This window comes from Micromonospora sp. NPDC050784, from assembly GCF_044456765.1.
Lineage (GTDB): Bacteria > Actinomycetota > Actinomycetes > Mycobacteriales > Micromonosporaceae > Micromonospora > Micromonospora foliorum.
Window position 1 is genome coordinate 12,217 of record NZ_JBITGG010000025.1, and the last position, 22,563, is coordinate 34,779.

A 22,563-nucleotide genomic window follows, 5' to 3' on the forward strand; every position below is an offset into this window, starting at 1 on the left:
TCCCGCCGCTGGTCACGTTCGCCGTTACTCGGAGGCGCGGCGGTGGGCGCGTCGAGTATCGTTGGACACCGTAAGGCGATGACCCGGCCATCACCGGTGAGCCTCCGGAAGAACAGCCGGGCAACCGGCCCAGTAGAACCGGACGGGTGCGGCCCGTCACAGCCGGCAATGAGCGGGCGGTCGATCCTGACCGTCAAGCGGGGTGGTACCGCGGGCCACCCGGGAGCGCCGTTTCAGGCGTACCCGGAAGGTTCGTCCTCGCAGACCCACGTTGAGTGAGCTGCATGAGGAGAGCGACCCCCGATGGCCTATCCGTTGCACGACCCGACCGCCGCCGGTGTACCGGCGAGCCCGGACCTGCCCGCGGTCGAGCGCCGGGTGCTGGAGCACTGGACGGCCGACAAGACCTTCGAGGCCAGCATCGAGGCCCGTCCCGCCGGCACCGACGGCAAGAACGAGTACGTCTTCTACGACGGCCCGCCCTTCGCCAACGGCCTGCCGCATTACGGTCACCTCTTCACCGGCTACGTCAAGGACGTCGTGCCGCGTTACCAGACCATGCGCGGCCGGCACGTCGAGCGGCGCTTCGGCTGGGACTGCCACGGCCTGCCCGCCGAGGTGGTGGCCGAGAAGCAGCTCGGCATCACCAGCAAGGCGGAGATCATCGACCTGGGCGTGGCCCGGTTCAACGAGGCCTGCCGTACCTCGGTGCTGGAGTTCACCCAGGACTGGGAGCGGTACATCAACCGGCAGGCCCGCTGGGTCGACTTCGACAACGACTACAAGACCCTCGACCTGGACTACATGGAAAGCGTCATGTGGGCCTTCAAGACCCTGCACGACAAGGGTCTGATCTACGAGGGCTTCCGGGTCCTGGCGTACTGCTGGCGCTGCGAGACGCCGCTGTCGAACACCGAGACCCGGATGGACGACGTCTACCGGGACCGGCACGACCCCACCCTGTCGGTGTGGTTCGGCCTGACCGCCGACGAGTCCGCCCCGGAGCTGGTGCGTGGGCCGGTCAAGCTGGGCGTCTGGACCACCACGCCGTGGACCCTGCCGTCGAACCTGGCGCTCGCCGTCGGCCCCGACATCGAGTACGCGGTGCTGGAGCGCGACGGGGACCGCTACCTGGTGGGGGCGGCGCGGCTGGCCGCGTACGCCAAGGAACTGGACGGCTACGAGCAGGTCGGCACGGTGTACGGCCGGGACCTGGTCGGGCGCCGCTACACGCCGCTGTTCGACTTCCTCGTCGAGCAGGCCGGGGAGAACGCCTACCAGGTGCTCGGCGCGGAGTTCGTCACCACCGAGGACGGCACCGGGATCGTGCACCTGGCACCGGCGTTCGGTGAGGACGACCAGAACGTCTGCAACGCCGCAGGCATCCCCACCATCGTCACGGTGGACGACCACACCCGGTTCACCGCGCTGGTCCCGCCGTACCAGGGTGAGCAGGTCTTCGACGTCAACAAGCCGGTGATCCGGGAGCTGAAGGACCGGGGGGTGGTGCTCAAGCAGGACACCTACACCCACTCCTACCCGCACTGCTGGCGCTGCGACACCCCGCTCGTCTACAAGGCGGTGTCGTCGTGGTTCGTCGCGGTGACCCAGTTCCGGGACCGGATGGTCGAGCTGAACCAGGAGATCAACTGGACGCCCGGCCACATCAAGGACGGCTCGTTCGGCAAGTGGCTGGCCAACGCCCGGGACTGGTCGATCAGCCGCAACCGGTTCTGGGGCTCGCCCATCCCGGCGTGGAAGTCCGACGACCCGAACTACCCGCGCCTGGACGTCTACGGCTCGCTCGCCGACATCGAGCGGGACTTCGGCGTACGCCTGACCGACCTGCACCGGCCGGCGGTGGACGATCTGGTCCGCCCCAACCCGGACGACCCGACCGGTCAGTCGATGATGCGTCGGGTGCCGGAGGTGCTGGACTGCTGGTTCGAGTCCGGGTCGATGCCGTTCGCCCAGGTGCACTACCCGTTCGAGAACGCGGACTGGTTCGAGCACCACTACCCGGGTGACTTCATCGTCGAGTACATCGGGCAGACCCGCGGCTGGTTCTACACGATGCACGTGCTGGCCACCGCGCTGTTCGACCGGCCGGCGTTCCGCAACTGCCTGAGCCACGGCATCCTGCTCGGCTCGGACGGGCGCAAGATGTCCAAGAGCCTGCGCAACTACCCGGACGTCTACCACGTCTTCGACTCGTACGGCTCGGACGCGATGCGCTGGATGCTGATGTCCTCGCCGGTGCTGCGCGGTGGGGACATGGCGGTCACCGAGGCGGGCATCCGCGACGCCGTCCGGCAGGTGCTGCTGCCGCTGTGGAACGTGTGGTACTTCTTCACGCTCTACGCCAACGCCGACGGGTACCAGGCGCGGCGGCGCACCGACTCCACCCACCTGCTCGACCGGTACGTGCTGGCGAAGACGAACGAGCTGGTGTCGACGGTCGGCGCGCAGATGGACGCGTACGACATCTCCGGTGCCTGCGTCACCGTCCGGTCCTACCTGGACGCGTTGACCAACTGGTACGTGCGCCGGTCCCGGGACCGGTTCTGGTCCGGTGACGCCAACGCCTTCGACACCCTGTCGACGGTGCTGGAGACGCTCTGCCGGGTGGTGGCGCCGCTCGCGCCGCTGACCGCGGAGGAGATCTGGCGCGGGCTGACCGGGGAGCGGTCGGTGCACCTGACCGACTGGCCGGAGGCGAGCGAGTTCCCGGCCGACCACGACCTGGTCGCCGCGATGGACAACGTGCGGGCGGTCGCCTCGGCGGCGCTGTCGCTGCGCAAGGCCAAGGGGCTGCGGGTACGACTGCCGCTGTCGAAGCTCACCGTGGCCTCGCCGGTGGCGGAGCAGTTGCGACCGTTCGCCGACCTGGTCGCCGACGAGGTCAACGTGAAGGCGGTGGAGTTCAGCGCGGAGCTGTCCGCGTACTGCGAGCAGGTGTTGACTGTGGTGCCCCGGGCGCTCGGCCCGCGGGTCGGCAAGCAGGTACAGCAGGTGATCAAGGCGGTCAAGGCGGGCGACTGGGAGTTGGTCGACGGCGCCCCGGTGGCCGCCGGCGTCACCCTCGCCGAGGGTGAGTACGAGCTGCGCCTGGTCGCCGCCGACGCCGAGCACTCCGCGCCGCTGCCCGGCGGCGAGGGCGTGGTGGTGCTGGACACCGACGTCACCCCGGAGTTGGCCGCCGAGGGGCTGGCCCGCGACGTGGTGCGGGTGGTGCAGCAGGCCCGCCGGGACGCCGACCTGGACGTCTCGGACCGGATCGTGGTGTCGGTGTCGGCGTCCGACGAGGTACGCGCGGCGGTGGCCGCGTACGTCGACTTCGTCTCCGCGGAGGTGCTGGCCGACTCGGTGGACTTCGCCGAGGGTCTGGACGGCTTCGCTGGCGAGGTCGGCGACGGTGAGCGGGTAACGGTGGTCGTCCGCCGGGTATAACGGACCATCGCCAGGGTGCGGACGCCTCACCACCTCCGTCCGGGAGGTGTGGAGGCGTCCGCTACCGTGACACCGCCTGTTCGCACCTGATCTGCCGGAGGACCAGTGCCCCTGCTCTACACCATCGGCAAGCTCACCGTGGCGCCCACGCTGCGGTTGGCGTTCCGCCCGACCGTGGAGGGGCTGGAACACGTGCCGGAGATCGGTGGCGCGGTCTTCGCCGGCAATCACCTCTCGGTGGCCGACGAACTGTTCCTCGGCACGGTCGTGCCCCGGCACCTGGCGTTCTGGGCCAAGTCGGAATATTTCAAGGGCACCGGCGTGAAGGGTGCGATCTCCAAGTTCGTCCTCACCGGCCTGGGCGCGATCCCGGTCGAGCGGGCCGGTGGCCGGGCGGCGCTGTCCGCGTTCGACGCGGCGATCCCGGCGCTCAAGGGCGGTGACCTGGTGGTGGTCTACCCGGAGGGCACCCGCTCGCCGGACGGCAAGCTCTACCGTGGGCGGACCGGCGCGGCGCGGCTGGCGATCTCGGCCGGCGTGCCGATCATTCCGGTCGGCATGATCGGCACGGACAAGGCGCAGCCGATCGGTGCCCGGGTGCCCCGGCCGGGCACTGCCAAGATCACGGTTCGATTCGGCAAGCCGCTGGACTTCACCGGCCGACCGGACGACCGCACCTCACTGCGGCAGATGACCGACGAGCTGATGAGCGAGATCCAGAAACTCACCGGCCAGGAGTACGTGCCCCGCTACGCCCCGCCGCGCGCCCACCCGGACCCGACCCGCGACGCCTGACCCGACGGGCGCATGCTGGCCTGCGGCCCGGTCTCTCGGCCCGCGAGCCCCGGTCGAGAAGCACTCGCTCTCAAAGGCGGTATGCCTCTGAGTCATAAATATGACTCAGAGGCATACCGCCTTCTGCTGCGTCCGCTCGGCGCGATGTGACGCTGCGTCACGACTGCCGCCGCCAGTGCGCGCACCGCGCCGGCCGACGGCCCGGCGGGCGGCTCAGCCCCGCTCGGGCTGGACGATCTGGGCGCGCAGGGTGGCCAGCAGTTCGGCACTGTCGGCGACGGAGAGTCGGGTGAACACGCCGGTGGCGATGCTGCCGTGGTCGACCGACGTGCAGACCACCACGTCACTGCCGTCGGCGCTGCCCACCGCGCACCGTTCGTGCCTGCCCCGCACACCGGTGTCCACGCTCTCCGGGGCGTCCAGCGCGTACCGCTCGGTGAGCCGGCTGATCTCGGCCTCCGCGTCCGACTCCGGACTCAGCCGGAAACCGGTGCCACCGAAGACGGTCACCCGCTTGCCGCTCGTCGTGGCGTAGACGCCGGCGAACGTGTCCTCGGCCAGCCAGTGCTCCTTGCGTACCTCGCTCTCCAACGTCCGGGCGGTCTCCGTGCTCCGGGTGTCCTGCCGCAGGCTGAGGTCGTCCACCTGGGCGGGCAGTGCCGCGCGCGCCGGGTACTGGGCCGAGATCGGGAACCCGTAGTAGGCGGGGCAGCCACAGCAGCAGGCAAGCGTGAGCAGCAGCAGCCACGGCCAGCGGCGTCGCCGGCGGACCGGGACCGGCACGTACCCCTTGGGGGCCTGCCATCCGGGCGGCGTCGGCGGTGCCGGCGGTGGCGCGCTGGACCGCCGGCCCCGGCGCTGCTTCGGCACCTTCGGCACCTTCGTCGGCGCGGGTGGCGACATCGGTCGGGCCGGTGGCACGGGTCCGATGGCCCGCGGTGCGCTCGGGGCAGCCGGCGGCGGCACCGGGTGCGACCCGGCCGGGGGAGCGGGCGGCCCGGACCACTGCCGGGTGGCCGGCGGCGTTGGGTACGGCATCGTCGGCGGCAGCGGGGGCAGTTCGGCGGAGGGCAGGTCCCAGCCGCCGGTGTCCACGCCAGCCCACGGGTCGACCGGCGTCTGGTGCTCCGGCGGCCCGACGGAGACCGGCGGGGGAGGGGTCGGCTCGGCCGACTCGCCCCAGGCGGACCGGCGGGGCAGCGGCGGCGGCACCGGGGCCGAACCGCTCCACCTCGGCGCCGGGACCTCCGCGGTCGCGGCGGGTTCCGGCTCGTCCGGTGGGTCGGGCTGGTCCGAGGGGTCCGGCTGGTCCGGGGGTACGGGTGGGGAGGTCGGCTCGTCGGCGACCGCCCGGTCCCGCTCCGGCTCCGCGCCCGGGGTGCTCCCGTCGGCCGGCCGTGCTCCCGGCTGGGGCTCCGGCATCGCGGCAATCTCCTCTCGCGCCGATCCGAGGTTAGTACCGCGCCGCCACCACCGCCGATCGGGCGTGCGCGCGATCGCCGCCGGACGAACGCGTACCCTTGGGCATCATGAGTGCCCCGTCCACGACGCCGCGCGCGGCCGCGACCAACTCCGTGTGGTCCCAGCTCGAGCCGCTGCTACCCCAGGTCTCCAAGCCCATCCAGTACGTGGGGGGCGAGTTGGGTGCGGTGACGAAGGACTGGGACTCGGCGACCGTGCGCTGGGCGCTGATGTATCCCGACGCGTACGAGGTGGGCCTGCCCAACCAGGGCGTGCAGATCCTCTACGAGGTGCTCAACGAGCTGCCCGACACGCTCGCCGAGCGGACGTACGCGGTCTGGCCGGACCTGGAGACGCTGATGCGCACGCACGGCGTGCCGCAGTTCACCGTCGACGCGCACCGGGCGGTGCGCGGGTTCGACCTGTTCGGCATCTCCTTCTCCACCGAGCTGGGTTACACCAACATGCTCACCGCGATCGACCTGGCCGGCATCCCGATGCTGGCCGCCGACCGCACCGACGCCGACCCGGTGATCGTGGCCGGCGGGCACGCCGCGTTCAACCCGGAGCCGATCGCCGACTTCATCGACGCCGCGGTGCTCGGTGACGGCGAGGAGGCGGTCCTGGAGATCACCGCGATCGTCCGGGAGTGGAAGGCCGAGGGCTCGCCGGGCGGCCGCGACGAGCTGCTGCTGCGGCTGGCCCGCACCGAGAGCGTCTACGTGCCGCGCTTCTACGACGTCGACTACCTGCCGGACGGCCGGATCCAGCGGGTCGTGCCGAACCGGGCGGACGTGCCGTTCCGGGTGCACAAGCGCACGACGATGGACCTGGACGCCTGGCCGTACCCGAAGAAGCCCCTCGTTCCGCTGGCCGAGACGGTGCACGAGCGGTACGCCGTGGAGATCTTCCGGGGCTGCACCCGTGGTTGCCGGTTCTGCCAGGCCGGGATGATCACCCGACCGGTGCGGGAGCGGTCGATCACCACGGTCGCGCAGATGGTCCGCGAGGGTCTGGAGTTCTCCGGCTTCTCCGAGGTCGGTCTGCTGTCGCTCTCCTCGGCGGACCACTCCGAGATCGGCGACATGTGCTCGGGCCTCGCCCAGCAGTACGAGGGCACGAACGTCTCGCTGTCGCTGCCGTCGACCCGGGTGGACGCCTTCAACATCGACCTCGCGCAGGAGCTGTCCCGCAACGGGCGGCGTACCGGTCTGACCTTCGCCCCGGAGGGCGGGTCGGAGCGGATCCGCAAGGTCATCAACAAGATGGTGTCGAAGGAAGACCTGATCCGTACGGTCGTCACCGCGTACACCAACGGGTGGCGGCAGGTGAAGCTCTACTTCATGTGCGGCCTGCCCACCGAGACCGACGAGGACGTCCTCGAGATCGCCGAGATGGCGCACGAGGTGATCCGGGCCGGCCGGGCCGCGACCGGCTCCAAGGACATCCGCTGCACGGTCTCCATCGGCGGGTTCGTGCCGAAGCCGCACACCCCGTTCCAGTGGGCCGCGATGGATCGTCCGGAGGTCATCGACCATCGGCTGAAGATCCTCAAGCAGGCCATCAACGCGGACCGCTCGCTGGGTCGGGCCATCGGCTACCGCTACCACGACGGCGAGCCGTCGCTCATCGAAGGGCTGCTCTCCCGGGGTGACCGCCGGGTCGGCTCGGTCATCCGCAAGGTCTGGGAGAACGGCGGCCGGTTCGACGGGTGGAGCGAGCACTTCTCGTACCAGCGCTGGGTGGACGCGGCGGCCGAGACGCTGCCCGCGTTCGGGGTGGACCTCGACTGGTACACCACCCGTCAGCGCGACGAGCTGGAGGTCCTGCCCTGGGACCACCTCGACTCGGGCCTGGACAAGGACTGGCTCTGGCAGGACTGGCAGGACTCGTTCAGCGAGTTCGAGCAGGACGACTGCCGGTGGACGCCCTGCTTCGACTGTGGCGTCTGCCCATCCATGGACACCGAGATCCAGATCGGCCCCACCGGCAAGAAGCTGCTGCCGCTCACCCCGCTGGGCGGCAACGGCATGAAGGTCCCCTCGGGCGGCCACTCCCACCCCTGACCGGGCTGCCTTCGCGCAGCGCCGGCTGGTGGTGCCCCACCACCCTCCACATCCGACATGTCGCCCAACGGGTCCGCGTCTCGCGGGCCCGTTGCGCTGTTCAGGCCTGGCCGCGCGGTGGGCCCGCACCGGACGTTCCCCGAGATCGGCCGCCATCTGTACCAGGCGGTGGTGGCTGGGGCTGCCCCGACTAGGTCAGACTCGATACGCTGCGTCTGACATGGACCGACCCGGCGGGTCGGGGACGGGGGAGGAAGCGCATGGGGAACATCCCGCCGCCGAGCATCGGCGACCTGCACGTCAGCGTCGAAGACCTGGACGCCGCCGCCACGTACGTCGAGCGGCTCAGGCAGTACATCGACGACACCCTCAAGTACGAGATGGAACGCATCAAGGAGCGGATGAAGGGCGACAGCAACAACGCCCAGACCGTTCCCAACGGCACGCCCTTCGGCGCGTACGAGGACGCCCGCATGCAGTGGCGGGCCCTGGAGACGTCAACGGTGAACATGGAAGCGCACCTCACGACGCTCTCCCAGAAGCTCGCCGCGCTCAAGGAGGGCACCGAGGAGATCGCCAAGGCGTTCCGCGACACCGAGGCGCGTAACGGCGCCAACGGCAAGGAGATCGAGCGGCTGCTGGAGTCTGCGGCGCCGCCGCCCACTGCCAGCGGCGCACCCACCTACCCGTACACGGCCTGAGGGGGACGTCATGGCTGGAGGAACCTGGGAGCGGTGCGTCCGCGAGGTGACGCTCTCCGCGGACCCGGAGACGGTCGGATCGGTCGGAGCGGGCTGGAGCAATCTCTCCAGTGGCCTGCAACAGCTGCGGGACGCGCTCGTCGGTCGATCGTTCGTCGGCCCGATCGCGACGGGGCAGGAGCGCCCGCACGTCGGCGGCCTGCCCGGGATGCTCGCCGGTTGGAAGGGCAGCGGTGGTGACGCGTACCGCGAGCACCTGGGCAAGATCGGCAAGCAGATCGAGGATCTGATCACCGACGCGACAAACGTCAGCGGCGCGTTGACGCGGATCGAGGGCGACATCCGCAAGTCGGTCTCCACGATCCCGATCCCACTGATGGACGACTTCGGGTTCAACGAGTGGAGCCTGCCCAACGGCACCGAGCTCGACGATGCCCGCGACGGCGAGAGTTCGTCGGGTTTCCTCGCCGCGCTGCGCAAGGACTACCAGAGCAACCCCGGCTCGTACGCCGACGGCGCGTTCCGCGACAAGGCCGACGACCTGGAGGCGACCATGAAGGTCGACGGCCAGGCCGGCGACAACAAGCGGGGCGGCTGGTGGGACACCAAGGCCCACCTGGACAACTGGTACCGGGACAACCAGCAGGCCGCCAACACCGCGATGGCGCCGCTGCCCCAGGCGGTCTACACCGAGCGTCCCAAGCTCACCGTGAACCGGCCGGATGGCACCGAGGGCTCCAACGACATCGAACGGGACCCCCGGGTCCCGCCGACGGGGCGGCCCGACACCGGTGGGGGCGATTTCGGCGGGAAGCCCGACATCGGTGGTGGCGGCCCCACGATCGGCAGTCGGCCGCCGGGCATCGGCGACACGGGCGGTCCGACGTCCACCGTCGACCCGTTCTCCCCGACCAAGCCCGGTGGGATCGGCGATGGCTCGCCCTCCGGCGGCACCGATCAGTTCACGCCCCCGTCGACGGGCTCCAGCTACCCGGGTTACCCGGACGACGACGCCGGCTACAGCAGCGGCCTGGCTGGCGCCAGCCCGAGTGGCGTCGGCGGTCTTGGTGGAGGCATCGGCGGCGGCGGGGTCGGCAGCGCAGGCCTCGGTGGCGCTGGCGGTGGTTTCGGCGGCGGGGCCGGCGTCGGCTCGGCCGGCGGGATCGGCGCCGGCGGTGGCCTGGGCGCGGGCGGCGGCATCGGCGTGGGCGGCATCCCCGGCATGGTGGGCGGCGGCAACGGAAAGCTGCCGCCGATGACGAGCGCGGCGAACGCGCTGCGCACCGCCGCTGGCGCCGGCGGCGCCGGGATGGCGGGCGGCGCGCGTGGTGCCGGCGTCGGCGGCGCCGGAATGATGGGCGGCGGCATGATGGGCGGCGCCGGTGGCGCCGGGCACGGTGGTGGTAACACCGGCTCCGAGCACTCGTCGTGGTTGACTGAGGACGACGATCCGTGGGGCCCTGGTGACGGGGCGTCCCCGGGCATCCTTCGATGAGGACGGACGCATGAGGGTGAACGTCGGAAGCCTCCGGCCGGTGGTCGCCTGCCTGCTGGCGGGGTTCCTGGTGGTGGGGGCCGCCCAGCCGGCGGCCGCCGCGCCCCGACGCGCCGAGCAGTGGTATCTGGACGAGCTCCGGATCGAGCAGGCGCACGAGATCTCGACCGGGCGGGGCGTGGTCGTGGCTGTCATCGACAGTGGCGTCGAGGCCAGCCATCCGGACCTGCGCGGTCAGGTGCTCGCCGGTGGTCGCAGCTATGGCACCTCCGGAGACGGTCGGTCCGACGACGACGGGCACGGCACGCACATGGCCGGCATCATCGCGGCGAAACCCAGCAGCGACGGGGTGGCCGGCGTCGCCCCCGGTGTGAAGATCCTGCCCATCAAGATGCGCAAGGACGGCGGGGCCTACAGCGACACCGGGGTTGCCCGGGGCATCCGGATGGCCGTCGACGGCGGCGCCAAGGTGATCAACATGTCCATCGGGGGGCCGGGCCTCGCCAACCCGGTGGAGCAGGACGCGATCAAGTACGCGTTGGACCGTGACGTCGTCGTGGTGGCCGCTGCCGGCAACACCGCCAGGGGCAGCGTCGCCGTGGACAGCCCTGCCAACACCCCGGGTGTGATCGCGGTGACCGGGACGACCCGGGGTGGCGCGTTCTGGTCCGGCTCCGTCCAGGGGCCGGAAGCGGTGGTCGCCGCTCCGGGCGACGGCATCTACAACGTCCTCAACGAGGCGGGCTACGGCTGGGGCGACGGAACCTCCGACTCCACCGCGATCGTCTCCGGTCTCGCCGCGCTGATCCGATCGAAGTATCCGGACCTCAGCGCTCCCAACGTGATCAACCGGATCATCCGGACCGCCCGGGATGCGGGCCCGTCCGGCCGGGACCCGCAGTACGGCTTCGGGGTGATCGACCCGATGCGGGCGCTGACCGCGAACGTGCCGCCGGTCTCCGCCAACCCGCTGCTCGATCCGGCCGCGGCGACCGACCCGGGCCCGGCCCGCACCGGTGGCGCGGACGAGGAGTTCGACGTCACCCAGCACGGCGATCGCGGTGGTCCGACCGACCAGCAGGTCATGGTGGTGGGCATCGGCATCGCCGTGGTACTGGTGTTGCTGCTGGGGCTGGCGGTGTTCCTCATCTGGAACCGCCGTCGGTACCGGCGGGAGGCGGCCCGGGCCGCCGACATCCCGGACGAGGTGCTCGACCGAGCGGCCGCCGGCACGTACCCGTCGCCGGACGCCGCTTACGCCCCGCCTCCCGGCTACCCGCCGCCGCCCGGTTACGGCCCGCCCTCCGGTGGCCCGCCCTCCGGTTACGGCCCCCCTTCCAATTACGGCCCGCCCTCCGGTGGCGCGCCCTCCGGTTACGGCCCGCCGCCCGGTTACGGCCCGCCGGGTGGGGCGCCGCCCGCCCCGCCGAGAGAGCGGTAACCGGTCTCGATCATGGTGGCCGGCTGGTGACCTCCGGGTCATCGGCCGGCCATCGGCTTTTCGCGACGGCCGGCTGGAGGGCCTGTGGGCCGCCACCGACGCGGTGGTCGTGGCCCTGACGACCGGTTTGTACCCGTCTGCCGGGGCCATTCGACCGCCCCGGCTGCGTACCGTCACGAGCCCTGCGCCAGGATGGGCGGACACGCAGGTACACCCGAGGAGCCCACGATCGCCAGAAAGCCTCAACCCGAGGGCGGCCAGGCACCGGTCGTCCAGCGCGTCCGCATCCGGTACGCCAAGCGCGGGCCGCTGCGATTCACCTCGCACCGGGACTTCGCCCGGGCGTTCGAGCGCGCGCTACGCCGGGCCGCTGTGCCGGTCGCCTTCTCCCAGGGTTTCCACCCGCACCCGAAGATCTCCTACGCCAGCGCCGCGCCCACCGGGGTGGCGAGCGAGGCGGAGTACCTGGAAATCGCCCTTCAGGCCGAGGTGGACCCGGAGGCGCTACGCGCCGCGTTGGACGCCGCGCTCTCGCCGGGGCTGGACGTCCTGGACGCCGTGATCGCCGAGGGCGGCAACCTGCCGGACCGGATCGAGGCGTCGCACTGGCACATCGAGTTGCCCGAGGTCGACACAGCGGTGCTGCGCGCCGCGGTGGACGCCTTCGTCGCGGCCGAGGAGGTGCTGGTCGAGCGGATGACCAAGCAGGGTCGACGCACTTTCGACGCTCGTGCCGCCGTGATGTCGATCGATGTCCTACCGCCTACGCCGACGCCTTCCGGGGCGCCGGCCGTACCGTGTGCGATACTCGAACTGGTCGTGCGGCAGGTCACCCCGTCCGTACGGCCCGATGACGTCCTTTCCGGCCTCCGCGTGGTGGCCGACCTGGAGCCGCCGGTTTCGCCGAGGGTGACCCGGCTGGCTCAGGGCACGTTGACCGCGCAGGGTGCGATCGTGGATCCGTTGGATGCGGACCGCGACGGGGCAGCCATCGTTGGGCACTGACCGACGGTCGGTGTTCTGGCAGGCAGACTTCGGCGGTCGCGCACCACGCGCGCCCGGCGGAAACACTTTTGCGGCGACCCTGCGTGGCAGCGCTCACCCGCGCCCGGGCTAGCCAGAACTGGAGAACGTCCATGCTCGAGAACGAGCCCGAGGGCGGCGAACGGACCGGTTCACAGCCGGCCAGCGAGACCGCCGACCAGAGCACCACGGCCGACGGCGCCGCCGTCGAGACCTCCACCACCGCGGTCGGTTCGGCCTCGGTGGAACCGGCCGGTGCGGAGAGCGCTCCCGGTGAGACCGCCGAGCCGGCCGCGCCGGTGCGGCGTACCCGGGCGACCCGTCGTCGGGCTGCCCCGCTCAACCAGCCGGAGCAGACCGATGCCCCGGCCGAGGCGTCCACCGGTGGGGCCGGCAGCGTCGAGTCGCCGCAGGCGGAGGTCTTCGCCCCGATCTCCGGTGACCTGGACGTCGCCCCGAAGACCCCCCGGCGTCGCCGCAAGGCAACCCCCGTCGAGACGACCGCCGAGGAGCCGCTGGTCGCCGCCTCCGCGGAGGCGGCCTCGGGCGAGGTGGTTCCGCCGGTCAAGGTGACCCGTACCCGGCGCAAGAAGGCCACGCCGGCTGCCGTCGAGGAGCCGCCCGCCACCGAGCAGCCGGCCGCCGCCGACGAGCTGCCCGCCGTCGAGGAGCCGGCCGAGGAGCCGGTCGTCGAGGAGCCGGCGGAGTCCGACCTGCGTGAGGCCGAGGCCGAGCTGAACGACTCCGAGGCACTCCCGAGCGCCTCCGCCGCCGAGCTGGCCTGGAGCAGCGGGGCGCAGGAGCGTTCCGGCGAGGTGTCACCGGGTGCGGCCGTCTCCAACGTGACGGCTGAGCCGGCCGAGATCGAGCCGGAGCAGCCGCGTACCCGTCGTCGGCGGGCTGCGCTCTCCGCGCCCACCGTGCTGTTCATGGCCCCCCAGCCGGACGCTGTGCCGGTGACCCGACCGGTGGAGCCCGTTGCGGCGACCGAGGAGCCGGCCGTCGAGGAAGCCGCCGAGCCGTCCCGCCGTCGTCGGCGTGGTCGCCGCGAGGTGGAGCCGGTGGAGCCGGTGGAGCCCGTCGAGGCGATCGAGGCCGAGGAGGAGCCGACCGAGGAGGCCGACGAGGCCGCCGAGGCGGATGAGGACGACGAGGACAGCGCCGCCGCGCGCCGCCGCCGCCGGCGTGGTCGCCGGGGCCGGGGCCGGGGCAAGGGCGGGGCCGACGACGCCGAGGACGAGGAGTCCGAGGAGGCGGCGCAGGCCGACGAGGAAGAGACCGCCGAGGCTGAGGCCGAGGGCGACGAGGATGAGGAGTCCGAGGGCGGGGACGGCCTGACCCGTCGTCGTCGCCGCCGCCGCCGTCGGGGCGCCGGTGACACCGAGGGCGCGGCCGACGACGGCGTGCCGACCGTGGTGAAGATCCGCGAGCCGCGTCGGACCGTCGACGAGGTGCAGGGTGTGTCCGGCTCGACCCGGCTGGAGGCCAAGCGCCAGCGCCGCCGGGACGGTCGGGAGCAGCGCCGTACCCGGCCGCCGATCCTGAGCGAGTCGGAGTTCCTGGCGCGCCGGGAGGCCGTCGACCGGGTGATGGCGGTTCGCCAGCGCGGTGACCGCACCCAGATCGCCGTTCTGGAGGACGGCGTGCTGGTCGAGCACTACGTCACCCGCAACTCCTCCGGGACGATGGCCGGCAACGTGTACCTGGGCAAGGTGCAGAACGTGCTGCCGAGCATGGAGGCCGCGTTCGTCGACGTTGGCCGGGGCCGCAACGCGGTGCTGTACGCCGGTGAGGTCAACTGGGACACCTCCGGGCTGGAGGGGCGGGCCCGCTCGATCGAGCAGGCGCTGCGCTCCGGCGACTCGGTGCTGGTCCAGGTCACCAAGGACCCGATCGGGCACAAGGGCGCCCGGCTGACCAGCCACATCGCGCTCTCGGGCCGACACCTGGTCTACGTGCCCAACGGCAACGCCTCCGGGATCAGCCGCAAGCTGCCGGACAACGAGCGCAAGCGGCTGCGGGACGTGCTCAAGAAGCTGGTTCCGGACGGTGCGGGCGTGATCGTCCGGACGGCTGCCGAGGGCGCCACCGAGGACGAACTGGCCCGTGACGTCAAGCGGCTCCAGGCGCAGTGGGAGGACATCCAGGCCAAGGCCGCCGAGGGTGGCGCCCCGGCGCTGCTCTACGGGGAGCCCGACCTGGTCATCCGGGTGGTCCGGGACCTGTTCAACGAGGACTTCCGCGAGCTGGTGATCGAGGGCGAGCAGTCGTACGACATCGTCGAGTCGTACCTGTCGCACGTCTCCCCGGACCTGGTGGACCGGGTGCGCCGGCACGTCGGCACGAGCGACGTCTTCGCCGAGTACCGGATCGACGAGCAGATCATCAAGGGCCTGGACCGCAAGGTCTTCCTGCCCTCCGGCGGCTCGCTGGTGATCGACCGCACCGAGGCGATGACCGTCGTCGACGTCAACACCGGCAAGTACACCGGCTCCGGGGGCAACCTGGAGGAGACCGTCACCCGCAACAACCTGGAGGCGGCGGAGGAGATCGTCCGTCAGCTCCGGTTGCGCGACATCGGCGGCATCGTGGTGATCGACTTCATCGACATGGTGCTGGAGTCGAACCGTGAGCTGGTGCTGCGCCGGCTCACCGAGTGCCTGGGCCGGGACCGCACCAAGCACCAGGTCACCGAGATCACGTCGCTCGGCCTGGTGCAGATGACCCGTAAGCGGATCGGCGCGGGCCTGCTGGAGGCGTTCAGCGAGACCTGCGAGTGCTGCAAGGGCCGGGGCGTCATCATCCACACCGAGCCGGTGCCGGAGAAGCCGCGCCCCGCCGGTGCGGGGGAGAAGGTCAAGGCGGTCGCCTCGGCGGTGGTTCCCGCTCCGGCGGCCGAGCCGGCTGCCACCTCGTCCCGCCGCCGGGCACGCAAGAGCGCGCCGGCCGAGCGGGCCGTCGTGGAGGTCGTCGACACCGACACCACCGCCGAACCGGTCACCGACTACCAGGACACCATGGGCTACGACCTGTCCCGCTACGAGTCGGACACCGCCGCCGCACCGGCGATCTCCGACGCTCAGCAGGGTGAGTCGGCTCGGCTGGCCGCGGCGGACGACCCGGACGCGCTCGCCGACGGTGAGGGCGACGAGGAGACCACCGAGGGTGGTGGCGGCCGACGCCGGTCGCGTCGCGGTGGCGCCCGTCGGCGGACCCGCCCCTGAGCGCCTGACCGGCCACGTGTTTGACGAGGTCCCTCTCCCGGCAATGTGACGGGGGAGGGACCTCGCCGCTGTGGCCACCCGGCCCTCGATCGGCCGTCCCAGTTCAGGAGAAGAAGATGCGCCGTCTGCTCGTCGTCACCGCGCTGCTCACCATGCTCTCCGGCGCGGCCGGCTGCTCCACCGACGGGCCCACCGGTGGTGCAGCCGAGGCCGCCGGCTCGTCGGCCGCTGGTGCCTCGTCCGGGCCGACCGGCATGCCGGCCAGCGGTGGGGTGGCGGGTGGCAACGCCACCGAGGTCTGCACCGCCGCGCAGGAGGCCAGCGCCACCGCCGTCCGGACGTACGTGGCGGAGCTGGGCCACATGCTCGCGGCGGTGGGCGCCGGGGACAGCCGAACGGCCGAAGCCGCCCGGGGTCGGGCCGAGTCGGCGCTTGCCGACTGGCGGACCGTGCTCCGGGAGCAGTCGGGGCGGACCAACGATCCGCAGCTCAAGACTCTGCTCACCGACATCGGGACCGAGGTTTCCGCGCTCGGCGCCGACGTCGAGTCGATCGACGAGACCGAACTCGACCGGCTCCAGCAGCGCCTCGACCAGCTCTGCGCGGGCTGACCAGGGCGGGCCGGTTTGGGGTCCGGGCCAGCAATGGCGTACTCTTGCCTGCGGCCCACCTTTGGTGTGCCGAGTTCCCGTGTGCCCGCGCCGCCGTGCACTGCTACCCGGCGAGCCGCCGCGGGGACGACCGCCAGCAGCCTCAACGACAGGGAGTCCGCCTCCGATGTACGCGATCGTCAAGACCGGCGGCAAGCAGTACAAGGTCGCCGAGGGCGACGTGATCGAGGTCGAGAAGCTCACCGGTGCCCCCGGTGACGCGGTGAAGCTCACCGCGGTGCTCCTCGTCGACGGTGACGACCTGGTGACCGACGCGGCGAAGCTTGCCGAGGTCGCGGTGTCCGGCGAAATCGCCGCGCACACCAAGGGCCCGAAGATCCGGATCCACAAGTTCAAGAACAAGACCGGCTACCACAAGCGCCAGGGTCACCGCCAGCCGTTGACCCAGGTCAAGGTGACCGGCATCTCCAGCGGGAAGTAGGTCGTCCTCCAATGGCTCACAAAAAGGGTGCGTCCAGCTCGCGTAACGGTCGTGACTCCGCGGCCCAGCGACTCGGCGTGAAGCGCTTCGGTGGTCAGGTTGTCAGCGCCGGTGAGATCATCATCCGGCAGCGTGGCACCAAGTTCCACCCCGGTGACCTGGTCGGCCGTGGCGGCGACGACACGCTGTTCGCGCTGTCGGCCGGTGCGGTCCTGTTCGGCACCAAGCGCGGTCGCAAGACCGTCAGCATCGTTCCGCAGCAGTAGTTCTCGGGCTAAGCGGGCCGCGGACCTCCGGGTCCCGGCCCGCTTAGCCTTTTTCGAAGTGCGAGGTCGAGCCTCGCTGGAAGGATTGACGCCGTGGCAACATTCGTTGACCGGGTCGTTCTGCATCTGCAGGCCGGCGATGGCGGGCACGGTTGTGCCTCGATCCACCGCGAGAAGTTCAAGCCCTTCGGTGGGCCGGACGGCGGCAACGGTGGGCACGGGGGCAGCGTGTCCCTGGTGGTCGACCCGCAGGTGACCACGCTGCTCGACTTCCACTTCCACCCGCACGTCAAGGCCGACAACGGCAAGGGCGGCGCCGGCTCGAACCGGGACGGGGCCAACGGCCACAACCTGGTGCTGAAGGTGCCCAACGGCACCGTGGTGCAGACCTCCGACGGCACCGTGCTGGCCGACATGGTCGGCGCCGGCACCACCTTCGAGGTCGCCCGCGGCGGGCGCGGCGGGCGGGGCAACGCCTCGCTGGCCAACGCCAAGCGCAAGGCGCCCGGCTTCGCCGAGCTGGGGGAGCCCGGCGACCAACTGGACATCGTGCTGGAGCTGAAGAGCGTCGCCGATGTGGGCCTGGTGGGCTTCCCGTCCGCCGGCAAGTCGTCGCTGATCTCGGTGATCTCCGCCGCGAAGCCGAAGATCGCCGACTACCCGTTCACCACCCTGGTGCCCAACCTCGGCGTGGTCCGGATGGACAACCACACCTTCACCGTCGCGGACGTGCCGGGCCTGATCCCCGGCGCGGCCACCGGCAAGGGCTTGGGCCTGGAGTTCCTGCGGCACATCGAGCGCTGCGCCGTGCTGGTGCACGTCATCGACTCGGCGACCCTGGAGCCCGGCCGTGACCCGGTGGCCGACATCGACGCCATCGAGGCCGAGCTGAGCCAGTACGGCGGTCTGGCCGACCGCCCACGGCTGGTCGCCATCAACAAGGTCGACGTGCCGGACGGCCGCGACCTCGCCGAGATCGTGCGCCCCGACCTGGAGGAGCGCGGTTACCAGGTGTTCGAGGTCTCCGCGGCCACCCGCGAGGGGCTCAAGGAGCTGACCTACGCGATGGCCGAGCTGGTCGACGCGGAGCGTAAGGCCGCTCCGCCCGCCGAGCCGACCCGGATCGTCATCCGCCCGATGGCGGTGGACGACGACGGTTTCACCATCACGGCCGAGGCGGACGGCTCGTTCACCGTCCGCGGTGTCCGGCCGGAACGCTGGGTCAAGCAGACCAACTTCGACAACGACGAGGCGGTCGGCTACCTGGCTGACCGACTGGCCCGGCTCGGGGTGGAGGACAAGCTGGCCAAGGCCGGCGCGCAGCCCGGTGATCTGGTCCGGATCGGCGCGCGCGAGTTCGACTGGCAGCCGACGCTCTTCGCCGGCGTGGACTTCGTACCCGGCAACCGGGGCACCGACGTCCGCCTGGAGGAGAAGTCGAACCGGGCTTCCGCCGCGGACCGGCTCGCCGCCCGGAAGGCCCGCCGGGTGCGGTCGGCGGACGAGGTGGGCGCGGACGCGTCCGACGACCTCGACGCCGACATCGACGATGAGGACGACGCCGAGTAGTTCGTTGCGCTCCGTGATGGGGTTGATTTCCGGAAACCTCCCCGAAATCCACCCGTCCTAGCGTGGGGTGATGCTGATCGAGTCCCGTCCTGCCATCGATCCGGAGATCGCCGCCATGGTCACCGCGCAGCAGCGTGAGCTGCGCGAGGCCGATGGCGGGTTGGACGGGCAGGTCTTCGTCCCCCATGACGACGTCCGCTACCTGGCGGTGGTGGTGAACGGTCGGGCGGTCGCCTGTGGTGGGCTCCAGGCGATCGATGCCGAGACCGGCGAGGTCAAGCGGATGTACGTCCGGCCCGCGTACCGGGGGCGGGGGATCGGTCGTCAGTTGCTCGCCGCGCTGGAGGAGTGCGCGTTCCGGCAGGGGCACTCGGTGGTCTGCCTGGAGACCGGCACCTACCTGCCGGCCGCGATCGCCTTGTACACCTCGTGCGGCTACCAGCCGATCCCGGTCTACGGCGAGTACGTGGGCAACCCGTACAGCGTCTGTTTCGCCAAACGGTTGCCGGTCGCGGCCTGACGGCCCCGTCGCCGCCGCATCGCCGGTTCAGGCGCCGGTGCTGGCGTGCTCGACGGTCACCGGCTTCGACTCCGGTGAGGCGTGCTGGCGCAGCACGATGCTCAGCAGGATCAGCGCGCCGACCGCGAGGAACTCGCTCTGCCAGTTCTGCATGGACTGGAACCAGAAGTCGCTGGTGCCGAGGAACTCCCACGCCCCGATCGGCGGCGCGCCGCTTTGCAGCGCCTGCTCCTGGTTGTACGCGGCGGTGCCACCGAGCAGGTGACCGACGAACGAACCGGCGAAGATCAGCAGCAGCGCGAGGGAGAGGCTGTTCCGGTAGATCACCAGCGGCAGGCCGCCGACGCGTACCGGCCAGGGTGACTGCGGGGTCGCCCGCCGCTCGTCGTCCTCCGGTCGGTCGGTCTGGTCGATCGGCTTCGACTCGGCCGAGCCCCGCTGCACCAGGTACGCGGTGAGCAGCACGTACCCGCCCATCTGGAGGAACTCCGACTCCCAGTTCTCGAAGACCGACTCGGCGAAGTGCCCACTGGTCAGGTACGCCGGCCAGCTCAGTGGCGCGGCCCCGAACTCGGTCAGCTCCTCATTGTGGGTCTGCCAACCGAAGACGCTCTGCAACACCAGAAAGACCAAGAACGCCCCCAGCATGGCGACAGCCAGGGCGTTGTCCCGCAGCCAACGAGGCATGATCGCACCTCCTTCGCCGGTCGATTACCCCTGTGGGCGTGACCGCGAAACCACAAAAGTCCAGTTCAGTGCCGGTCGGCGGGGTTGTCCAGGCGTCCGCCGGTGCCCGCCTGGTTCGACAGCAGCAGCCCGAGCGCGAGCATCCCGAAGCCGAGCGCGAGGTGCAGCCAGTTGTCGGCGTCGTTGATCGGCAGGATGTTCGCCCCGCCCTCCGGGTTGACCGCCTCGATCGCCAGGCCGTACAGCCAGAGGGCGAGGTAGGTCGCGCCACCGCCGGCCAGGAACACGCGGGCGCCGGCGACGCTGCGGGCCAGCACCAGGCCGACCAGCCCGAAGAGCAGGTGCACCGCGTTGTGCAGGATCGACACCTGGAACAGCCCGAGTAGGTGCGCGTCCGAGTGGTGCCCGGCGAACCGCAGCTCGCCGTAGTCGGTGGTGATGCCGGGGATGAAGCCGAGGACGCCGATCAGCAGGAAGACCGCGGCCACGACCAGCGCGGCCAGTTGGACCCGGGGTCGGGGGCGGGCCGCTCGGCCGCCCCGTGCGTCTCGTGCCATCGCTGCCCCCTTCGTGGATCTGCCGGCCTTCGCGAACCTCACTGTCCGCAGCGGCGACGTGACGCAGCCCGACGATCCTCCATTTTGAAGTCCATCCGGCGGGTCGCGCAGAGAAATGCACGAAGAGGTATGGAAGGCAGAACGCAGGGTAGGTGAATGGTCAGCGGCGGCGGCAACGCGCCGCATCCCCCCAGCACAACCGCGACGACTTTCTGAGCGGAAGGGACATCATGACTTACGATCTTTCATCTACCTCCTCCACGTACGGGCAGCAGTCGACCAATGGCGGTGGCGTCCGCGACCAGGCGCGCCAGGTCGGGTCGGAGGCCGCCCAGGCTGGCGGCGCCGTCGCCCAGACCGCCAAGGAGCAGGGCGTCGAGGTCGGGCGTGAGGCGGCCCGACAGGCCCGCAACCTGTACGGCGAGGCCCGCAGCCAGCTCGCCAGCCAGACCGGTGAGCAGCAGCGCCGAGCCGCCGGTGGGCTGCGTTCGCTCGCCGACGAGATGCGCTCGATGGCCGAGCAGGGTGGCCAGGCCGGCCCGGTGAGCGAGCTGGCCCGCCAGGCCGCCGACCGGGTGCACGGCGTCGCCGGCTGGCTCGAAGAGCGCGAGCCCGGCGACCTGATCACCGAGGTACGCGACTACGCGCGGCGTAACCCGGGCACCTTCCTGGTCGGCGCTGCGGTCCTCGGTGTGCTGGCCGGCCGGCTGACGCGAGGCATCTCGGCCGCTGGCGACGACTCCGGCAACGGTTCCTCGTCCTACCGGGGCGCCGGGGCGTACGACCCGGAGCAGACCGCGGTGATCCCGACGCCGCCGCCGGCGCCCCGCGCGGTGCCGGACGCCGTCCCGCCGGGCGGCTACCTCGACCCGACGCCCGGCACCTACGCCGACCCGACGCCCGGCCAGGGTGACTACCCGGAGCACTCCGGCACCGGTCAGCCGCTGCCGCCGGTGACCCAGACCGACCCGCTGCCGGGCGTGCCGTCCAGCGGCAACCCCCGCCCGTGAGCCGCCGAGTCATCCGAAGGGAGACGACGGCATGAGCATGCCGACGCAGGGGTCCGGACTGGACTCCGGTTACCACCCCGACGCGGGTGCCCCGCACACCGCGTCGGAGGTGAAGGGCAGTTCGCTGGGTGACCTGATGCGTCAGGTCACCACCGACCTGTCGACGCTGATGCGCCAGGAGGTCGAGCTGGCGAAGGCCGAGATCCGCCAGGAGGGCAAGAAGGCCGGCAAGGCCGCAGGCCTCTTCGGCGGTGCCGGCTTCGGCGGCTACATGGTGGCGCTCTTCGTGTCCATCGCCGTGTGGCAGTTCCTGGACAACGTCATGGACTCCGGCCTGGCCGCGTTGATCGTGGCCGTGATCTGGGCCGTGGTCGCCGCGGTCCTCTACTCGATGGCCAAGAAGAACGCCCAGCACGTACGCGGGCTCAAGCAGACCAACGACAGCGTGCAGCGGATCCCCGACGCGCTCAAGCCGCACCCGGAGGGAGTCACCCGATGAGCACCGATCCCGATCAGATCCGCCGGGAGATCGAAGCCACCCGTAACAGCCTCAGCTCCGATGTGGACGCGCTGGCGTACAAGGTCAGCCCCAGCCGCATCGTCGACGACCGTAAGCAGCGGGCCCGTTCCGCTCTGCAGAATGTGAGGGACAAGGTCATGGGAACCGCGTCTGACCTCGGCCACGGCACCGGCCAGGCCGCCCACTCGGTGGGTGACCGCGCCTCGTCGGCGGCCTCCAGCGTCAGCGACGCCGCGCACTCGGCGGCGACCACTGTCAGCGACGCCGCGCACAGCGCGCCGCGGGTGATCCGGCAGAAGTCCCAGGGCAACCCTCTCGCCGCCGGCCTGATCGCGTTCGGGGTCGGCTGGCTGGCCTCGTCGCTGATCCCGGCCTCCCGCCGCGAGCAGCAGGCCGCCACCCAGGTCAAGGCCAAGGTCAGCGAGCACAGCGGGGCGGTGAAGGAGAAGCTGGGCGAGGTGGCCAGCGAGCTGCGCGAGCCGGCCCAGCAGGCCGCCGAGTCGGTGAAGTCCACCGCTCAGGACGCCGTGCACGCGGTCAAGGACGACACGAAGTCCGCCGCCCAGGACGTCAAGGACCAGGCGAAGCACCACGCCACCTCCTGACCTCACTCCAAAACGCAGCACGACAGCTCGCGGCCACCGCCGGTGACCGCGAGCTGTCGTGTGGGTGAGCGCCGATCGGTG

The 22,563-nt window shown here is 71.4% G+C and carries 19 protein-coding genes; 16 read left to right on the plus strand and 3 right to left on the minus strand.

The window, feature by feature from the left end; all coding sequences use genetic code 11:
• Positions 1-303 precede the first annotated feature (303 nt).
• Together ileS and ACIBD9_RS27535 are read left to right on the plus strand one after the other, a co-directional pair.
• Complete coding sequence (gene ileS, locus ACIBD9_RS27530) at positions 304-3,450, plus strand: isoleucine--tRNA ligase (RefSeq protein ID WP_396722004.1); 3,147 nt, start codon at positions 304-306, stop codon at positions 3,448-3,450.
• A 105-nt stretch (positions 3,451-3,555) separates the two neighbouring features.
• Positions 3,556-4,245, plus strand: coding sequence for a 1-acyl-sn-glycerol-3-phosphate acyltransferase (locus tag ACIBD9_RS27535; RefSeq protein WP_091409949.1), 690 nt, complete (start codon positions 3,556-3,558; stop codon positions 4,243-4,245).
• A 213-nt stretch (positions 4,246-4,458) separates the two neighbouring features.
• Here the strand turns inward: ACIBD9_RS27535 and ACIBD9_RS27540 are convergent, their stop codons facing one another.
• Positions 4,459-5,667, minus strand: coding sequence for a hypothetical protein (locus ACIBD9_RS27540; RefSeq protein ID WP_396722006.1), 1,209 nt, complete (start codon positions 5,665-5,667; stop codon positions 4,459-4,461).
• Between the two features lie 107 nt (positions 5,668-5,774).
• Here ACIBD9_RS27540 and ACIBD9_RS27545 point away from each other — a divergent pair, with 107 nt between their 5' ends.
• The 11 genes from ACIBD9_RS27545 (at position 5,775) to ACIBD9_RS27595 (ending at position 19,103) form a co-directional block, all read left to right on the plus strand.
• Complete coding sequence (locus tag ACIBD9_RS27545) at positions 5,775-7,772, plus strand: TIGR03960 family B12-binding radical SAM protein (protein ID WP_238661667.1); 1,998 nt, start codon at positions 5,775-5,777, stop codon at positions 7,770-7,772.
• A 260-nt stretch (positions 7,773-8,032) separates the two neighbouring features.
• On the plus strand, positions 8,033-8,473 hold the full coding sequence (locus ACIBD9_RS27550) for a hypothetical protein (protein ID WP_396722008.1): 441 nt from the start codon (positions 8,033-8,035) through the stop codon (positions 8,471-8,473).
• Between the two features lie 10 nt (positions 8,474-8,483).
• A complete protein-coding gene (locus ACIBD9_RS27555; RefSeq protein WP_396722010.1) occupies positions 8,484-9,968 on the plus strand; it encodes a WXG100 family type VII secretion target in 1,485 nt (494 codons plus the stop codon).
• 10 nt (positions 9,969-9,978) lie between these two features.
• Complete coding sequence (mycP, locus tag ACIBD9_RS27560) at positions 9,979-11,409, plus strand: type VII secretion-associated serine protease mycosin (RefSeq protein ID WP_396722011.1); 1,431 nt, start codon at positions 9,979-9,981, stop codon at positions 11,407-11,409.
• 192 nt (positions 11,410-11,601) lie between these two features.
• Positions 11,602-12,414 carry a TIGR03936 family radical SAM-associated protein gene (locus ACIBD9_RS27565; RefSeq protein ID WP_396722013.1) on the plus strand — a complete coding sequence of 271 codons (813 nt, stop codon included), beginning with the start codon at positions 11,602-11,604 and terminating at the stop codon, positions 12,412-12,414.
• Positions 12,415-12,545: 131 nt separating this feature from the next.
• Positions 12,546-15,656, plus strand: a complete 3,111-nt coding sequence (locus ACIBD9_RS27570; protein ID WP_396722015.1) for an Rne/Rng family ribonuclease — start codon at positions 12,546-12,548, stop codon at positions 15,654-15,656.
• Positions 15,657-15,772: 116 nt separating this feature from the next.
• Positions 15,773-16,267, plus strand: coding sequence for a hypothetical protein (locus ACIBD9_RS27575; RefSeq protein WP_396722017.1), 495 nt, complete (start codon positions 15,773-15,775; stop codon positions 16,265-16,267).
• Between the two features lie 166 nt (positions 16,268-16,433).
• On the plus strand, positions 16,434-16,748 hold the full coding sequence (gene rplU / locus ACIBD9_RS27580) for a 50S ribosomal protein L21 (protein WP_007464063.1): 315 nt from the start codon (positions 16,434-16,436) through the stop codon (positions 16,746-16,748).
• Positions 16,749-16,759: 11 nt separating this feature from the next.
• Positions 16,760-17,014 (plus strand): 50S ribosomal protein L27, encoded by a 255-nt coding sequence (gene rpmA / locus ACIBD9_RS27585; protein WP_007464062.1) that lies wholly within the window; start codon positions 16,760-16,762, stop codon positions 17,012-17,014.
• Between the two features lie 93 nt (positions 17,015-17,107).
• Entirely contained in the window at positions 17,108-18,583 is a 1,476-nt protein-coding gene (obgE, locus tag ACIBD9_RS27590) for a GTPase ObgE (protein WP_396722018.1), read from the plus strand.
• Positions 18,584-18,653: 70 nt separating this feature from the next.
• A complete protein-coding gene (locus ACIBD9_RS27595) occupies positions 18,654-19,103 on the plus strand; it encodes a GNAT family N-acetyltransferase (RefSeq protein WP_396722019.1) in 450 nt (149 codons plus the stop codon).
• Positions 19,104-19,130: 27 nt separating this feature from the next.
• On the opposite strand, the gene ACIBD9_RS27600 is transcribed toward ACIBD9_RS27595, so the two are convergent.
• Positions 19,131-19,790: a DUF6766 family protein gene (locus tag ACIBD9_RS27600; RefSeq protein WP_396722021.1), complete on the minus strand. Its 660-nt coding sequence runs from the start codon at positions 19,788-19,790 to the stop codon at positions 19,131-19,133.
• A gap of 65 nt (positions 19,791-19,855) precedes the next feature.
• A complete protein-coding gene (locus tag ACIBD9_RS27605; RefSeq protein WP_396722022.1) occupies positions 19,856-20,347 on the minus strand; it encodes a DUF4383 domain-containing protein in 492 nt (163 codons plus the stop codon).
• A gap of 230 nt (positions 20,348-20,577) precedes the next feature.
• On the opposite strand from ACIBD9_RS27605, the gene ACIBD9_RS27610 reads away from it, so the two are divergent.
• From ACIBD9_RS27610 to ACIBD9_RS27620, 3 genes are read left to right on the plus strand one after another with little or no spacing between them, the layout of a single operon-like run.
• Positions 20,578-21,357: a hypothetical protein gene (locus ACIBD9_RS27610; protein ID WP_396722023.1), complete on the plus strand. Its 780-nt coding sequence runs from the start codon at positions 20,578-20,580 to the stop codon at positions 21,355-21,357.
• A gap of 31 nt (positions 21,358-21,388) precedes the next feature.
• Positions 21,389-21,856 carry a phage holin family protein gene (locus ACIBD9_RS27615; RefSeq protein WP_196919305.1) on the plus strand — a complete coding sequence of 156 codons (468 nt, stop codon included), beginning with the start codon at positions 21,389-21,391 and terminating at the stop codon, positions 21,854-21,856.
• Positions 21,853-22,482 (plus strand): DUF3618 domain-containing protein, encoded by a 630-nt coding sequence (locus tag ACIBD9_RS27620; RefSeq protein ID WP_396722024.1) that lies wholly within the window; start codon positions 21,853-21,855, stop codon positions 22,480-22,482. Before ACIBD9_RS27615 ends, ACIBD9_RS27620 begins: the two co-directional genes overlap by 4 nt.
• Positions 22,483-22,563: the final 81 nt, after the last annotated feature.

What these genes read in the sequence shown, in the direction of transcription:
- ACIBD9_RS27600 (WP_396722021.1), bottom strand. Translation starts at nt 19,790, where the DNA reads ATGCCTCGTTGGCTGCGGGACAACGCCCTGGCTGTCGCCATGCTGGGG.
- ACIBD9_RS27555 (WP_396722010.1), top strand. Translation starts at nt 8,484, where the DNA reads ATGGCTGGAGGAACCTGGGAGCGGTGCGTCCGCGAGGTGACGCTCTCC.
- ACIBD9_RS27565 (WP_396722013.1), top strand. Translation starts at nt 11,602, where the DNA reads ATGGGCGGACACGCAGGTACACCCGAGGAGCCCACGATCGCCAGAAAG.
- rplU (WP_007464063.1), top strand. Translation starts at nt 16,434, where the DNA reads ATGTACGCGATCGTCAAGACCGGCGGCAAGCAGTACAAGGTCGCCGAG.
- ACIBD9_RS27575 (WP_396722017.1), top strand. Translation starts at nt 15,773, where the DNA reads ATGCGCCGTCTGCTCGTCGTCACCGCGCTGCTCACCATGCTCTCCGGC.
- ACIBD9_RS27545 (WP_238661667.1), top strand. Translation starts at nt 5,775, where the DNA reads ATGAGTGCCCCGTCCACGACGCCGCGCGCGGCCGCGACCAACTCCGTG.
- ACIBD9_RS27595 (WP_396722019.1), top strand. Translation starts at nt 18,654, where the DNA reads ATGCTGATCGAGTCCCGTCCTGCCATCGATCCGGAGATCGCCGCCATG.
- ACIBD9_RS27615 (WP_196919305.1), top strand. Translation starts at nt 21,389, where the DNA reads ATGAGCATGCCGACGCAGGGGTCCGGACTGGACTCCGGTTACCACCCC.
- ACIBD9_RS27610 (WP_396722023.1), top strand. Translation starts at nt 20,578, where the DNA reads ATGACTTACGATCTTTCATCTACCTCCTCCACGTACGGGCAGCAGTCG.
- ACIBD9_RS27540 (WP_396722006.1), bottom strand. Translation starts at nt 5,667, where the DNA reads ATGCCGGAGCCCCAGCCGGGAGCACGGCCGGCCGACGGGAGCACCCCG.
- ileS (WP_396722004.1), top strand. Translation starts at nt 304, where the DNA reads ATGGCCTATCCGTTGCACGACCCGACCGCCGCCGGTGTACCGGCGAGC.
- ACIBD9_RS27550 (WP_396722008.1), top strand. Translation starts at nt 8,033, where the DNA reads ATGGGGAACATCCCGCCGCCGAGCATCGGCGACCTGCACGTCAGCGTC.
- rpmA (WP_007464062.1), top strand. Translation starts at nt 16,760, where the DNA reads ATGGCTCACAAAAAGGGTGCGTCCAGCTCGCGTAACGGTCGTGACTCC.
- ACIBD9_RS27570 (WP_396722015.1), top strand. Translation starts at nt 12,546, where the DNA reads ATGCTCGAGAACGAGCCCGAGGGCGGCGAACGGACCGGTTCACAGCCG.
- ACIBD9_RS27605 (WP_396722022.1), bottom strand. Translation starts at nt 20,347, where the DNA reads ATGGCACGAGACGCACGGGGCGGCCGAGCGGCCCGCCCCCGACCCCGG.
- ACIBD9_RS27620 (WP_396722024.1), top strand. Translation starts at nt 21,853, where the DNA reads ATGAGCACCGATCCCGATCAGATCCGCCGGGAGATCGAAGCCACCCGT.
- mycP (WP_396722011.1), top strand. Translation starts at nt 9,979, where the DNA reads ATGAGGGTGAACGTCGGAAGCCTCCGGCCGGTGGTCGCCTGCCTGCTG.